This window comes from Mangrovimonas sp. DI 80, from assembly GCF_001975575.1.
Taxonomy (GTDB): Bacteria; Bacteroidota; Bacteroidia; order Flavobacteriales; family Flavobacteriaceae; genus Mangrovimonas_A; species Mangrovimonas_A xylaniphaga.
On record NZ_MSDT01000002.1, the window covers coordinates 151,827 to 166,143 of the forward strand.

The following is a 14,317-nucleotide window of genomic DNA, read 5'->3' on the forward strand; positions in this document are numbered from 1 at the left end:
TTACGTCCTATAAAATTAACTATATTTACATCAAAATAAGACTTTAATGACATCTAAATTCAACCTCATCGCCTTAATTTTCTTATCACCTCTCCTTATTTTCTCACAAGTTTCCGAAGTCGCCCCTCCAGATTTCATTAAAACTATCACATTTAAGGGTGATACTCAGGAGAGTCAACTCCCAATCTTGGCCTTAGGACAACCTTTGGTATTGGAGTTTGATGCCCTAACGGGAAATGAGGAAGATTTCTATTATGTCATTGAACATTTCAATTTTGATTGGACACCTTCACAACTGGTTAAATCCGAATATCTAAAAGGTTTCGACAACCAACGAATCCGTGACTACGAAAACTCATTCAACACTTATCAAATTTATTCCCACTACACCCTCCAAATCCCAAACAACCAAACGGGCAACATTTTAAAAAGTGGCAATTACCTCATTTCAATTTATGATCAATACGAAGAATTGATGTTCTCAAGAAAATTTATGGTCTATGAAGATTTCGTGAGTGTTGGCGTAACATTAAAACGCTCTAGAGACGTGAGTGTCATTAATGAAAAACAGTCGGTTGACTTTATCATTAATTCTAGAGGATTGAACCTGAACAATCCAAGCGAAACAGTTAAAACCTTGGTAATCCAGAACAATAACCTTAACACAGCTATATCCTCCCTGAAACCTCAATATACCATGGGTAAAGAACTCATTTACAAATACACTACCGAATCGAGTTTTTGGGGAGGCAACGAATATTTGTTTTTTGAGAACAAAGATGTTCGCGCAGCGAATGTTGGTGTACAGTTTATTGACTTAAGGGATATTTACCACGGATTCTTGTTCACTAATACAGCTAGAGCAGGACAGCCATACACCTACAACCCCGATATCAACGGAAATTTTGTTATCACAGCTTTAGACACCGATAATCCATCGATAGAAGCAGATTACACCAGTATTCATTTTTCATTGTTACTGCCTGAACTTCCAATAGGACAATCCATCTATGTTTACGGCAACTACAATAATTACATTACAGACGAAAGCAACAAAATGGCTTACAACCCTAGCAAAGGAATCTATGAAGCTGAGATAAAACTGAAACAAGGATTTTACAACTACAAATACGTAGTTCGTGATGAAAATGGGCAATTGGACGAAGGTGCTATTTGCGGTAATTATTACCAAACCGAGAACAATTATAAAGTTTTGGTGTATTACCGCGACCTAGGAGCTCGCTATGACAGGTTGATCGGCCTAGGCGAAGGTACTTCTGTAAATATTACAAATTAAAAAGTTTTGACAATGAAGTCCGTAATGTTAGATTACAGAATGAGACAAAGTCATTATCAATTCATTCAAATCTTACTAGTTTTCAATGGTTTTGATAGTAATTTTTAATAATTTTAGACTTGCTTGTAATTTCAGGCTTTCAACACGGAATTCATGGAGAAAGATTTAAAGCTGTTTAATGAACTGGCCCAAATACTTTTAGAAGAAGAACAAAGCCAGCCTGTTGCCAAGCCAATTGACACAGAACAACTATATGACAGCCTAGACCTTGAACTGCCCGACGAACCAACTTCCGAAGAAGACTTTAAAGCTTCCTTACTAGAAATCATAAAATATACGCCCAAAACCGCCTCCTCTTCCTTTTTCAATCAATTGTATGGCGGACGTGTGGAAAAGGCCACCTTGGGAGACCTATTGGCCGTCATGCTAAACACCAGCATGTATACTTATAAAATAGGAGGCCCACAAATAGGAATTGAGAAAATCATCCTTAAGAAAATCTGCGAAATGATTGGTTATGGCCCCAGCAGCGATGGTACCTTCGCCCCTGGAGGATCTATGAGCAACTTTATGGCCATGGTCATGGCACGCGACAAACACAGTAAAACGGCACCCAACAAAGGAGTTACTTCCAAAATGATTGTTTACACCTCCGAAGTTTCCCATTACTCCATCAACAAAAATGCAGCACTAATGGGGATTGGAAGAAATCAGGTTCGTGAGGTTAAAACCAATGATCATGGAGAAATGCTTCCTGAAGACCTTGAAATGAAAATCAAACAAGACCTTGCCGAAGGGCACCATCCCTTTTTTGTGAACTGCACTGCTGGCACCACCGTCATGGGAGCTTTTGATGATGTTACAGAAATTCACAAAGTAAGCAGCAAATACAACCTTTGGCTGCATTTGGATGGCGCTTATTGTGGATCGGTGATTTTCAGTAAGAAATATGCTCATTTAGTAAAAGGCATTGAACTAACAGACTCCTTCAGCGTCAACGCCCACAAAATGTTGGGAACACCTTTGAGCTGCTCCATCATAGTTACCCAAAACGCTGAAGACCTTCATATTTCATTTTCCAGTGAAGCTGAATATTTATACCAAACGGATGGAGACGATTACAACCTGGGAAAAACCTCGTTGCAATGTGGAAGACGCAATGACGCCCTAAAATTTTGGACGCTTTGGAAAAGCATCGGCACGCAAGGATTGGAAACGATTGTTGACAAACAATTCCAATTGGCCGATGTTGCCAGAAATTATGTTAGCAGCCACCCAGACTACACTTTGTATAGTTTTGACAATTCCATATCCGTTTGCTTTAATTACAAGAAAACTCCAGCAAAACAACTCTGCACAGCACTCTATGAAAACGCCAAACTTATGGTAAGCTACGGCACGTTTAAAGGGCAGGAATTTGTTAGATTGGTTACCATTAATTCCATTTTGGAGGAAAAAGACATTATGAATTTCTTCGCAGAACTGGAAACATTTGTGCAAAACAACAATTTCAATCCAAAATAAGTCTTTAAACCTTTAAAGGTGTTAAAAATCACCCCAGTAAAAGCTAAAAACCTACAAGCAAAAGAAAAATACGTTAAATTAGCATTTTTAAGGTCAACTTCATGGTACAACAAGTTACAAGCGGAATCAAAATTTCCGTAGAGACAACATTCGAAGGAACATTTTATAAAAATTATAAAGTGCACTTTGCCTTTGGCTACAAAGTAACTATTGAAAACCAAGGCAAAGATGCCGTTCAACTTAATTCAAGACATTGGAAAATTTTTGATGCTCTTAATAATGTTGAAATTGTTGAAGGCGAAGGTGTCATTGGCAAAAAGCCTGTTCTTCAACCTGGAGAATCCCATACTTACAATTCAGGATGTTTATTAACATCGCCATTTGGCGCTATGAAGGGTTACTACAACATGGTAAACTTTACCTCCACCAATAATTTTAAGGTCTACATTCCCGCCTTTAAATTAAGTGCACCGTTTGCACTTAACTAAAATAAGAGTTCAAATCACTTTTAAGATTTATTCCCTCTTCTTCTTGAAAACACAAGCAGTTTAGATATTGAAAAAAATCCTATTTCTTTCTATCTCATTCTCAATTATTGCCACTAGACACCTCACAAAATCCTTGCGAATTTTAATACGGTTTTAAGAAGTTATCGCTCTCATAAATATCTAAAAAATCGTACCTTTGGCTCTGAAAATTTTGAATAACCCTATAAATAAAATACCCATGGGAAAAGGATTTTTTAACGTACCCGTTGCTATTAATGAACCGGTAAAATCTTACGCTCCCGGATCTCCGGAACGCGAAGCTGTTTTAAAAGCTTACAAAGAAATGTTCAATAGCAAAGTGGACGTGCCCCTATATATCAACGGACAAGATGTAGAAACAGGCAACACCCGCACTATGTCCCCTCCACACGAGCACCAACATGTTGTTGGAACCTATCATGTAGCTGAACAATCTCACATAGAAGAAGCTATTGCTACAGCTCTGGAAGCCAGAAAAACATGGTCACAACTTCCATGGGAACAGCGCGCAGGCATCTTCTTGAAAGCCGCCGAATTGATTGCAGGCCCTTATAGAGCTAAAATAAATGCTGCTACTATGATTGCTCAGTCCAAAACCATTCACCAAGCAGAAATTGATTCAGCTTGTGAATTGATTGACTTTTTACGTTTCAACGTACAGTTTATGGCAGACATCTACCATGAGCAACCAGAAAGTACCAGCGATGCCTGGAACAGAGTTGAATACCGCCCATTGGAAGGATTCACTTATGCGGTTACACCTTTCAACTTTACAGCAATTGCAGGAAACTTACCTGCATGTATGGCTTTGATGGGGAATGTGGTAGTTTGGAAACCTAGCGACAGTCAAGTATATTCTGCAAAAGTAATTATGGACGTCTTTAGAGAAGCTGGAGTTCCTGCAGGTGTCATCAATGTTGTATTTGGAGACCCTGACATGATTACCAATACGGTAATGGCTAGCCCAGATTTCTCTGGATTGCATTTTACAGGATCCACGTTTGTATTCAAGGAACTTTGGAAGAAAATAGGAGAAAACATCCACAACTATAAAACCTACCCAAGAATCGTAGGGGAAACAGGAGGAAAAGACTTTATCGTAGCACACAAAACAGCTAACCCAAAACAAGTAGCCACTGCCATTGTAAGAGGTGCATTTGAATTTCAAGGACAGAAATGTAGTGCCGCTTCTAGAGCTTATATCCCAACCAATTTATGGGAAGAGGTTAAAAACTACGTTTTGGAAGATCTTAAATCCTTTAAAATGGGATCCCCTGAGGACATGAGTAATTTTATCACCGCAGTAATCCACGAAGGATCCTTTGATAAACTTGCCAAATATATCGATGGAGCGAAAGCCGATAGCGATGCAGAAATTATTGCCGGAGGAAACTACGATAAATCGAAAGGTTACTTTATTGAGCCAACTGTAATCGTTTCTACCAATCCTAAGTACACTACTATGTGTACAGAATTGTTTGGTCCAGTAATCACTATTTACGTATACGATGCAGAGGCTTATTCTGAAACTTTGAAATTGGTGGACGAAACAAGCGAATACGCTCTTACAGGCGCTATCCTCTCAACTGACCGATATGCTATTGAAGAAGCTACAAAAGCATTACAAAATAGTGCCGGAAACTTCTATATCAATGACAAGCCAACAGGAGCAGTTGTAGGACAACAGCCGTTTGGAGGCGCAAGGGCATCAGGAACCAATGATAAAGCGGGTAGTGCACAGAACTTGTTGCGTTGGGTTTCACCTAGATTAATTAAAGAAACCTTTGTAACACCTACAGATTACCGTTACCCGTTCTTAGGCTAAGAAATTTCATTTTGAAATATATTAAAAACCTCAAAAATTAACTTTTGAGGTTTTTTTATGCATTTTAATTTCTCCTCTAAACAGTATTATCACACACTGAAATAATTCGTATCTTTAAGTTTCCATTAATCTTAAATCGACCTTATATGAAATTAAATTACTTTTCGCTTTTTTCTTTCCTAACCATTCCCCTGCTATTTTACGGACAAACTCCTGGGGGTGAAAGCGACATTACGTCCATTAATTCCTCTATAACCTACCAAGGTTTTGGAGAAACTATGGCACATGCCGGAACTGGAGAATATAAAATATACTACGATAACATAGATGGTGTATTTGATAAACCAATTATTGTAGCAGACGGGTTTGACCCCAACGATTCAAGAACTATAGACCTAATGTACGACTTATTGGACTACGGAGAACCTGTACAAAACCTCGCCGACGCTTTACGAGATGAAGGCTTTGATATTGTAGTGCTGAACTTCCCAACCTACATCAGCAGTTCAGACAACACTACTGAAATAAATGGAGGTGCAGACTTTATCCAAAGAAACGCCTTTATCCTAACAGAACTCATAGAAACAGTTAACGAGTTAAAAGAAGGTGACGAGGAAAATGTCGTCATTGGACCAAGTATGGGAGGATTGGTATCACAATACGCACTTCGCTATATGGAGCAAAACAGCATGGACCACGACACTCGTTTGTTCATTTCGTTCGACACCCCTCATTTAGGAGCCAATGTCCCAATAGGCGTGCAATACATGTTCAATTATATGTATAATGGAGACCCTGAAATTGTAGAAGCCGAAAACTTAGTAAACGGATTTCTGAACAGTGCTGCAGCAAAACAAATGTTGATTGACCATTATTTGGGACATCTTCAATCAGGCTCTGATGTAGATCAAGATCCGACCATAACATTACCCGTAGGTGCGCCAAATTTCAGAGATGCCTTCCAAGCCGAATTAAACACCATGGGCATGCCTCAAGTTTCCCGCAATGTTGCTATCGTTAATGGTAGCGGCACCGGAGAAATGACAGGCACCCCTGGAATGGAATTGATTAATCACACGTTTGATACAGGTTTGGTTAGCGGATTCTCAACCCAAGCAATAGTAGCCATAAGCTTTGCCCCTTTGGCATCACAAACAACAACAGTTACGGACCTAATAGGGCAAGTCAATATTTTTAACAACTGGAGTACGGTTTATAGTTTTGACGCCACCGCAGCTTCCCCTGTAACTTCAGACGGATTGGACAGTGCTCCCGGAGGGCAATTCGACATGTCTTCTTTTGGAGATGAATCTATCAATTTGATTTCAGAATTTGTGGACAACTTGAATTCGAAGTATTTCTGTTTTATACCAACCTTAAGCTCCCTTTCCATAACTAACAGTAATTGGTATACAACTCCTGTGGCAAGGGACTCCCCTTTTGACAACACCTACATTCCAGACAGCAATGAACCCCACGTTACTTTAACCGCTGGTAATGTTGCATTTGCCATATCAGAAATTCTAGAAGACGCTTTAAGCCTTCCATCCTACGAAATGGACATTGTGAAACTCACGCAAAATCCTATAAAAAACCAAATGACCATTTTAAGTTCCTCAAACTTTGACAACACTGACATAGCCATTTTTGATCTTACAGGAAAGCAAGTTTACCAAGCCAGTACCTCACTAACCGGCTACACCTCCTTCAATTTAAAATTGGATTCCGGATTGTACCTATTACAGGTTCGCAACGACTCTAAAATTTTATTAAATACAAAGCTGGTTGTGAACTAAAATTAAAGATCCTTGAAAAACAAAAAAGGAGCGCAAATTGCACTCCTTTTTGTTTTGTAATTAATCTTACGCCTAAAATGCTGTAGCAATATTTAAAGTAAAACCAGTATTTTGCGGCACATATCTACAGATACCTCCTACACAGACCAATCCTCCACGCTGTCTTCCATAACTAGCCCCAATTCTGGTGGAGCCCTTTGTAAAACTACCTCCGAAATTATAGTAGTGAATTTGCCTATCTTCATCCGGATTCCCGTAATTCCAAATATCCGTTGCAAACAGAGCAAATTTCGAATTAAAATTATATTCCAAAGTTCCTCCTGCCCAGTTTTTTGCCCTGTCATGATCTTTATCATCTGACCACATATGCTGTCCTTCTATCCTAACAGATTTACTCGAACCGAATTTATAAGTTGCCTCTGCAATTGTAATAAAAGCATTAACCTCCCCTGCGCGATCCTCAACATATTTAGTATTATAATAAGTATCAACAAGCGTCACAATTGTAGACCATTTAGAAGATATTTTCTTTCTAACCTCCATACTAGTTTCCCTAAAATACTTCTGTCCAAAAGCGAGAAAATCTCCTGAGTCATAATTCCTCTCAACGGCATTAAATTTACTATCTAAACCATACCAAGTAGCATAGTTTAATGCTATTTTAGTACCATACTTCCCTCCTAAAATAGTACCACGATTAAACTTTTTGTACACGTCTATTTGCCCCCCAATTTCACCAGCTTTAGCAAGTGGATTAAAAACCAATTTAGGTTGAGATTGGTAAACATATATATTCGCTAAACTATAATCATGTTGCTTTGTTAATGCAGGTAAATAGTTAACCACATCTTGATTATATGGATTATCCCCATATTGCCCTTGATCTCGCTGAGAATAAAAAGCCATATTTTCCATCCTTCTAAATGTTGCATCAATACCTAAACCAGATTTAGCATACCCTAGATTTAATAAAAGAGCGTTACCATCAAAATAAGTATCTTCATAAAGATCACCCAATTCTTGGTACATATCTTTCCCTTTTAAGACATATTCTCCTGAAGCATAAAAACTACCCTCTGAAAAATCTAATCTTGTTGAAAAAGCATTGGTCATAGGATTAAACTCTGTGTTATCTACTTCCAAATCTTCGTACCTACCAACATAACTAAATCCTAAATCTAATCCAGTAGTTTCGAAACCAAGAAAATTCCCAAGTCCCAATTCTGTGTTAAATCCATAAATATCTCCTCTTGAAACTTCAAAGCCGTCACGTTGCCTACCATACAGGGCAGTAACTTCAACCGCATCAAAAGGACGATAAGTGACATGACCTCCCCTTAGTGAATTATTGATGCCTAATTGACGGTCTTCCCAAGTTCTAAGAACCAACCCACTTCCAAATTGTTCGTAAAAATTCCCTACGGTAACTTCAAGTTTTTGAGACTTATATCCAACTGAAAACGTCCCAAAATCAGTCCCCTCATATTTTGGATAATAATTGAGAAGAGCCCTAGGTTCAAACGATTCCAATTGAACATTAGCAAACCAATTTTTGATAGTGTAATCTAAACGCAAGTAATTATTAGATCGAAAACGATCATCTTCTGTAAAATCACCCGTTTTTTTATCATCAACATAATATTGTGAATTAGACTCTAATCCTCCACTCAATTGCCCATAATCTTGAGCTTGGGCAAAAGCACTCCAAAGCAGCGCAACTGCTGCAAAACGCATGTACTTCATTTTAGTTATTGGAATTTAAATATTACTTGGAAAATTCTTTGATTTTTTCATAAAGCTCCTCTTCACTACCAGGAGCATAGCCAGAGTGCCTAAAAAGAATTTTATTGTCTTTCACTATTAATGTTACTGGAACGGTTGGAGCATTCAACAACCTCTTTAAATCACCATTAGTGTCTAACAATACTTCAAATTCCCAACCTTTACCACTAACTAAAGGCTTAACACGCTTAACAGTCCGCGAGTCATCAACCGAAATGGCATATAGCTTTACATTAGTTTCGTCCATCCAATCTGCATAAACCTCACCAATGGCATCCAATTCATTTTTACATGGTACACACCAAGTTGCCCAAAGCGAAACTACAATAAGTTGTCCATCCTTGGATATATCTTGTAAGGCAATAGTTTTTCCTTCTAGGTTTTCTAATTGCAAATTAGGCAGTACATCTTGAGCATTGGCAAAAACACTAAAAATTAGCGTAAATAATAATGTGGTTAGGGTTTTCATTTTTATAGGGGTTTTGAAAATTTACGCGCAAAGTTAGTTTTTTTTAAAGAACATCCCCGCGCGGATGTTTTTTTTATAAAATTTAACAGATACCATAAATTATCTGTTTAAAATCTTTATATTCGGCACTTAAAAATTTAACCCTAATATAACTTTATGAAAACAACACGTCTATTACAATTATTTTTACTTGTTGTATCTTCTGCTTTCTTTTCATGTAGCTCTTCAGATGATGGAGGCGAAGGGCAAGGTCAAGCATCCGCAATTACAATTTCAGTGGACAATAATGCTATCAACCTTGGGCAAAGCGTAACTTTTACAGTAACAGATGACCAAAATGCCAACGTTACATCAGAAGCCACGATTTACTTTTCCGGGACAGCAATCTCCGAATCAACCTATACTCCTACCCAAGCAGGAAGCTTTGTTGTTAATGCTAAACTTGGAGGTGTAACCAGTAACAATATTTCTGTAACTGTATCCTCTCTTGTAATTAGCGCTAGTAAGACTAGTGTTTTCCCTGGAGAAACAATTACTTTAACTGCTACAGGAAATCTAGGAAACGATTTAACTTCTGAAGCTACATTTTTTGTTAATGGCGTAGAAATTTCTGGAAATTCTTATACTACGTCTGAATTTCGCGGAATAGACCAAGTTACAGCAACACATGGAACACTTGAGAGTAACGTAAAATCAATTTTAAAAGGATATTCCCAAAAGGTTCTTGTTGAGGATTATACTGGAACATGGTGTGGATGGTGTCCAAGAGTTGCTTACGGCATCGAACTTGTGGAAGATGCTACAGACAATGCAGTAATAGCTGCTATCCACAGAGGACCTAATGGATACGACCCATTTAATTATCCTGCGGGAGACTTAGAAAGCAAACTAGGTATAAAATCATATCCTGCTGCAATGCTTAATCGCACCACAGAATGGAACACTCCTGAGCCTAGTTACGTGAACCAAGTAGTAGGTCTAACACAATCAGTTTCTCCTACCGCAATAGCATTATCGTCTGCACTTAACGGAACTACATTAGATGTAAATGTTTCAATGGACATATTAGATGAGACATTAGGAGCTAAACTTGTTATTTATGTTTTGGAAGATGGATTAGTGGCAGAACAAACTAACTATACGGATTACTACGGTGGGGCTGACTACTTATCAGATTTTGTTCATGACAACGTTCTTAGACAAGTTCCTACAGGTTTATTTGGAGAGAACATTACTGAATCTGACTTAGATGGAAACACTAATCTTTATGTTAAAAACTATAGTTTCCAGCTAGATTCTAGTATTGCAGATACATCAAAAATCCATTTAGTTGTTTTTGTAACTGATATCAGTGGAAAAGCATTAAATGTTGTTGGTTCTCAAATTGGAGAAAAAATCGTTATTGAAGACTAATTTATAGTCACATATAGACATAAAAAAAACCAGAGCAGTGCTCTGGTTTTTTTTGCTTTAAATCTTAAACAATCAACCTTTATATTTCAATGGAAGATGAACCACCTTTTTGGTATCAAAGAAATCTTCCTTGAAGTAATCACTTAAATTATAGATGGTAGCCGTTTTATAGCTTTCCAATTCTTCACTTAAATCCCCTCCCTTTAAATACAAAATACCATTTTTAAGTTCATGATTTTGAGGTTTAGCAATCTTTCCTTTTACCCAATGTACGAAGGTTGGCATAATTGCCACGGCACGGCTGACAATAAAATCAAATTGCTCATCAATCTCTTCCACCCTGCTATGCGTCGTTCTTACATTGGTTATTCCTAAACCTTCTACGACTTCATTTACCACCTTCAACTTTTTGGCAATACTATCTACTAAATGAAAATTGGTCTCCGGAAACATGATAGCCAATGGAATTCCAGGAAATCCCCCGCCAGTTCCTACATCCAAAACATTTGCACCTGGCTTAAACTGCATCACCTTGGCAATCCCCAGTGAGTGCAACACATGTCGCAAATACAATTCATCTATATCCTTTCGGGAAACCACATTAATTTTTAGGTTCCAATCCTGGTACAGGGTTTCCAACTTTTCAAACTGTGCTATCTGCTGCTCTGTCAAGTCTGGAAAATAATACTTAATAAGCTCCATCTATCTAAATTTTCTACAAAAGTAGACATTTTTGTGTGGATAATTTTTAGGTTTTTCATAACCCTTTACAGCCGTTTATTAATTATATTTGCATTTTCAAACATTACACTAAATTTTATCGGTGTATTATTGAATTAATGCCTTATGACGAAGCAAACATTATCATTTTCAAGAACAGATTCGGCCAAGTTTTTTAGAACCTTAAACAAACGCGTCAACGATTATTTTAAAGAAAATAACATTAAGCGCACCGGTAACTGGAAAATTTGGGTTAAAACCATAGTGATGTTTGCCATCTTTTTAACCCCTTACTTTTTACTGTTGACTTTAGATATCCCAGGTTGGCTGCAATTGTTGTTCACAGTTATCATGGGAATTGGAATGGCCGGTGTTGGTATGAATGTAATGCACGATGGCAACCACGGTGCCTTTTCAAATAAAGAATGGATCAACCGCTTAATGGGAAGCAGTATTTATATCTTGGCAGGAAACGTATACAATTGGCAAGTACAACACAATGTATTGCACCATACTTATACGAATATCCATGGTCACGATGAAGATTTGGACGCCGGACGTATTTTACGCTTTTCAAAACACACCAAGTGGAAACGTTACCATAAGTTTCAACATTATTATTCTATTTTTCTCTATGGTTTGCTTACCCTTAACTGGGCAATCACTACAGATTGGATGCAAATGAAACGTTACATGAAACGTAAACTGTCCTATGGAAAATTCCCAAACCCTGTTTGGAACTGGAGTAAATTGGTAATTTCAAAAATCATTTATATGTGTATCTGGATTGTTATTCCAATGCTGATTCTAGATATCGCTTGGTGGAAGATCCTTTTAGGATTTTTTGTAATGCACTATGTAGCGGGACTTATTCTTAGTGTTGTATTCCAATTGGCACACGTTATGGACGAAGCCGAAATGCCACTTCCTGAAGAAGGAGGCACCATGAAAAACACCTGGGCTATCCACCAGTTGAAAACTACCGTTAACTTCGGTAGAACCAACAAATTGGTTAACTGGTTCACCGGAGGACTTAACCATCAGGTTGAGCACCACATTTTCCCTCACATTAGTCACGTGCACTATTTTAATATTTCAAAAATTGTGAAGGAAACCGCAAAAGAATTCAATTTACCTTATAACGAATATAAATCTACACGAAAAGCAATAATCGCCCACTTCAGGTTTTTAAAGGAAATGGGAATGAAGCCTGCACTACAAGCATAATCAGATTTTTACATGAAAAACCATCTTTCAGACAGAATCAACAGTCTGCCTACATCCGCCACCTTGGCCATGGCAGCCAAGGCTAGAGAATTAAAAACCCAAGGAATCGACATTATTGGATTGAGCTTGGGAGAACCAGATTTTAACACTCCAGACTTTATTAAGGAGGCCGCTATCCAAGCCATTAATGACAATTATAATTCGTATTCACCGGTAGACGGTTATGCCGAATTAAAAGACGCCATTATCCTAAAGTTTAAAAGAGACAACAATCTAGATTACAACCCTAGCCAAATTGTTGTTTCTACCGGAGCCAAACAGTCTATTGCCAATGTAGCGCAAGTATTGCTTAACCCAGGGGACGAAGTGCTTTTACCTGCTCCTTATTGGGTAAGTTATTCTGCTATTGCAACCTTATGCGAAGCTACTTTCAAGGAAATTCCTTCTGCCATTGAGAACGATTTTAAAATCACACCTCAACAATTGGAAGAAGCCATTACTCCTAAGACCAAAATGGTATTTTTCAACTCTCCAAACAACCCAAGTGGTACTATTTATAGCGAAAGTGAATACCGCGCTTTAGCAGAAGTTTTAGAGAAATATCCAGATATTTTCATCCTTTCGGATGAGATTTACGAGCACATTAACTACGGAGCCAAAAACTTCAGTTTCGCAGCCATACCAAGCATGTACGACCGTACTATTACTGTTAACGGTGTTGCTAAGGCATTTGCTATGACTGGATGGAGAATTGGATATATTGGTGCTCCAGAATGGATTGCCAAAGCGTGTACTAAAATGCAGGGACAGATTACTTCTGGAACCAATTGTATTGCACAAAGAGCCACTATTACAGCTTTAAACGAATCTCCAGAGCGTATTCAATATATGGTTGATGAGTTCAAAGTAAGAAGAGACTTGATCTTGGATCTTCTTAACGAAATTGAAGGTTTCAAAACCAATGTTCCTGAAGGTGCTTTTTATGTATTCCCTAACGTGTCTTACTACTTTGGAAAAACCTTAAGAGGAAAAACCATCAACAATGCTACAGATTTTTCATTGTACTTGCTTGAAGAAGCACACGTAGCAACGGTAACAGGAGAAGCTTTTGGAAATGCAGATTGCATTAGAATTTCTTATGCAGCCTCTCAAGAACAAATTGTTGAAGCCCTTAAGCGTATAAAAGCCGCTTTAAGCTAGAAACAGAATTATTCCTTATCATATATAGAGCATCCGTACTTTTAAAGTTACGGATGCTTTTGTTTTAGAACATAACGTAGACAAACAGAGCACACAGGATGACAAATCCTACGGTAAAAACAATTTTGATTTTCAAATCACGCTGCTTCCTTTCCAACAAAATCTTTTCTTTAATACCATTTAACATCTCAGGTGAAGCCTCTGGAAATTCATAAACCTTTTTGGATTTATTGCCTCCACCCAACCTATTTTTAAGTTTATCGCGTTTTGACAACAGTTTTCTATTATTGTTGATAGAAGTGATAGCTCCTTGCATTGATCCAAAACTCATGATGAAGATTTTAAAAGGTGAAACTTAAATGTGAACAAAAACTCCCCTACATCAATCCACGAACCGTGATGATCACAAAACAATTAGAAAACTTGGATGAAAACCAAGTCTATTTAAAAAGTAAAATAAATACGAGAAAGAAGAGAATCACTCTTAGTATCGTTGCAGTATCCGAAGTCCTGAAAAACAATCGTTTCTCTATACGA

12 protein-coding genes are annotated in these 14,317 nt (G+C 37.8%); 8 read left to right on the forward strand and 4 right to left on the reverse strand.

The genetic code is table 11. From position 1 onward, the window contains the following. The first annotated feature begins 46 nt into the window (after positions 1-46). From BKM32_RS01355 to BKM32_RS01375, 5 genes are all read left to right on the forward strand, one after another. The gene (locus tag BKM32_RS01355) at positions 47-1,297 is read left to right on the forward strand and encodes a type IX secretion system plug protein domain-containing protein (RefSeq protein WP_076662227.1); all 1,251 of its coding nucleotides are present in this window, start codon (positions 47-49) and stop codon (positions 1,295-1,297) included. A 153-nt stretch (positions 1,298-1,450) separates the two neighbouring features. Continuing rightward, positions 1,451-2,821, forward strand: coding sequence for an aminotransferase class V-fold PLP-dependent enzyme (locus tag BKM32_RS01360; protein ID WP_076662228.1), 1,371 nt, complete (start codon positions 1,451-1,453; stop codon positions 2,819-2,821). A gap of 101 nt (positions 2,822-2,922) precedes the next feature. Then, on the forward strand, positions 2,923-3,309 hold the full coding sequence (apaG, locus tag BKM32_RS01365; protein ID WP_053976030.1) for a Co2+/Mg2+ efflux protein ApaG: 387 nt from the start codon (positions 2,923-2,925) through the stop codon (positions 3,307-3,309). Positions 3,310-3,547: 238 nt separating this feature from the next. Continuing rightward, complete coding sequence (pruA, locus tag BKM32_RS01370; RefSeq protein WP_076662229.1) at positions 3,548-5,173, forward strand: L-glutamate gamma-semialdehyde dehydrogenase; 1,626 nt, start codon at positions 3,548-3,550, stop codon at positions 5,171-5,173. 146 nt (positions 5,174-5,319) lie between these two features. Continuing rightward, on the forward strand, positions 5,320-6,969 hold the full coding sequence (locus tag BKM32_RS01375) for a T9SS type A sorting domain-containing protein (RefSeq protein ID WP_076662230.1): 1,650 nt from the start codon (positions 5,320-5,322) through the stop codon (positions 6,967-6,969). A 72-nt stretch (positions 6,970-7,041) separates the two neighbouring features. Here the strand turns inward: BKM32_RS01375 and BKM32_RS01380 are convergent, their stop codons facing one another. After that, complete coding sequence (locus BKM32_RS01380) at positions 7,042-8,703, reverse strand: DUF6029 family protein (protein ID WP_076663016.1); 1,662 nt, start codon at positions 8,701-8,703, stop codon at positions 7,042-7,044. Between the two features lie 31 nt (positions 8,704-8,734). Then, positions 8,735-9,220 carry a TlpA disulfide reductase family protein gene (locus BKM32_RS01385; RefSeq protein WP_076662231.1) on the reverse strand — a complete coding sequence of 162 codons (486 nt, stop codon included), beginning with the start codon at positions 9,218-9,220 and terminating at the stop codon, positions 8,735-8,737. Positions 9,221-9,376: 156 nt separating this feature from the next. Between BKM32_RS01385 and BKM32_RS01390 the strand changes: the two genes are divergently transcribed. Next, positions 9,377-10,633, forward strand: a complete 1,257-nt coding sequence (locus BKM32_RS01390; RefSeq protein WP_076662232.1) for an Omp28-related outer membrane protein — start codon at positions 9,377-9,379, stop codon at positions 10,631-10,633. A gap of 72 nt (positions 10,634-10,705) precedes the next feature. On the opposite strand, the gene rsmG is transcribed toward BKM32_RS01390, so the two are convergent. Further along, complete coding sequence (gene rsmG, locus BKM32_RS01395) at positions 10,706-11,335, reverse strand: 16S rRNA (guanine(527)-N(7))-methyltransferase RsmG (RefSeq protein WP_076662233.1); 630 nt, start codon at positions 11,333-11,335, stop codon at positions 10,706-10,708. A gap of 144 nt (positions 11,336-11,479) precedes the next feature. On the opposite strand from rsmG, the gene BKM32_RS01400 reads away from it, so the two are divergent. Next, positions 11,480-12,580 (forward strand): acyl-CoA desaturase, encoded by a 1,101-nt coding sequence (locus BKM32_RS01400; RefSeq protein WP_076662234.1) that lies wholly within the window; start codon positions 11,480-11,482, stop codon positions 12,578-12,580. A 12-nt stretch (positions 12,581-12,592) separates the two neighbouring features. Beyond that, positions 12,593-13,780, forward strand: a complete 1,188-nt coding sequence (locus tag BKM32_RS01405) for a pyridoxal phosphate-dependent aminotransferase (RefSeq protein WP_171971841.1) — start codon at positions 12,593-12,595, stop codon at positions 13,778-13,780. 64 nt (positions 13,781-13,844) lie between these two features. Here the strand turns inward: BKM32_RS01405 and BKM32_RS01410 are convergent, their stop codons facing one another. Further along, on the reverse strand, positions 13,845-14,111 hold the full coding sequence (locus BKM32_RS01410) for a hypothetical protein (RefSeq protein ID WP_076662235.1): 267 nt from the start codon (positions 14,109-14,111) through the stop codon (positions 13,845-13,847). Between the last annotated feature and the right edge of the window lie 206 nt (positions 14,112-14,317).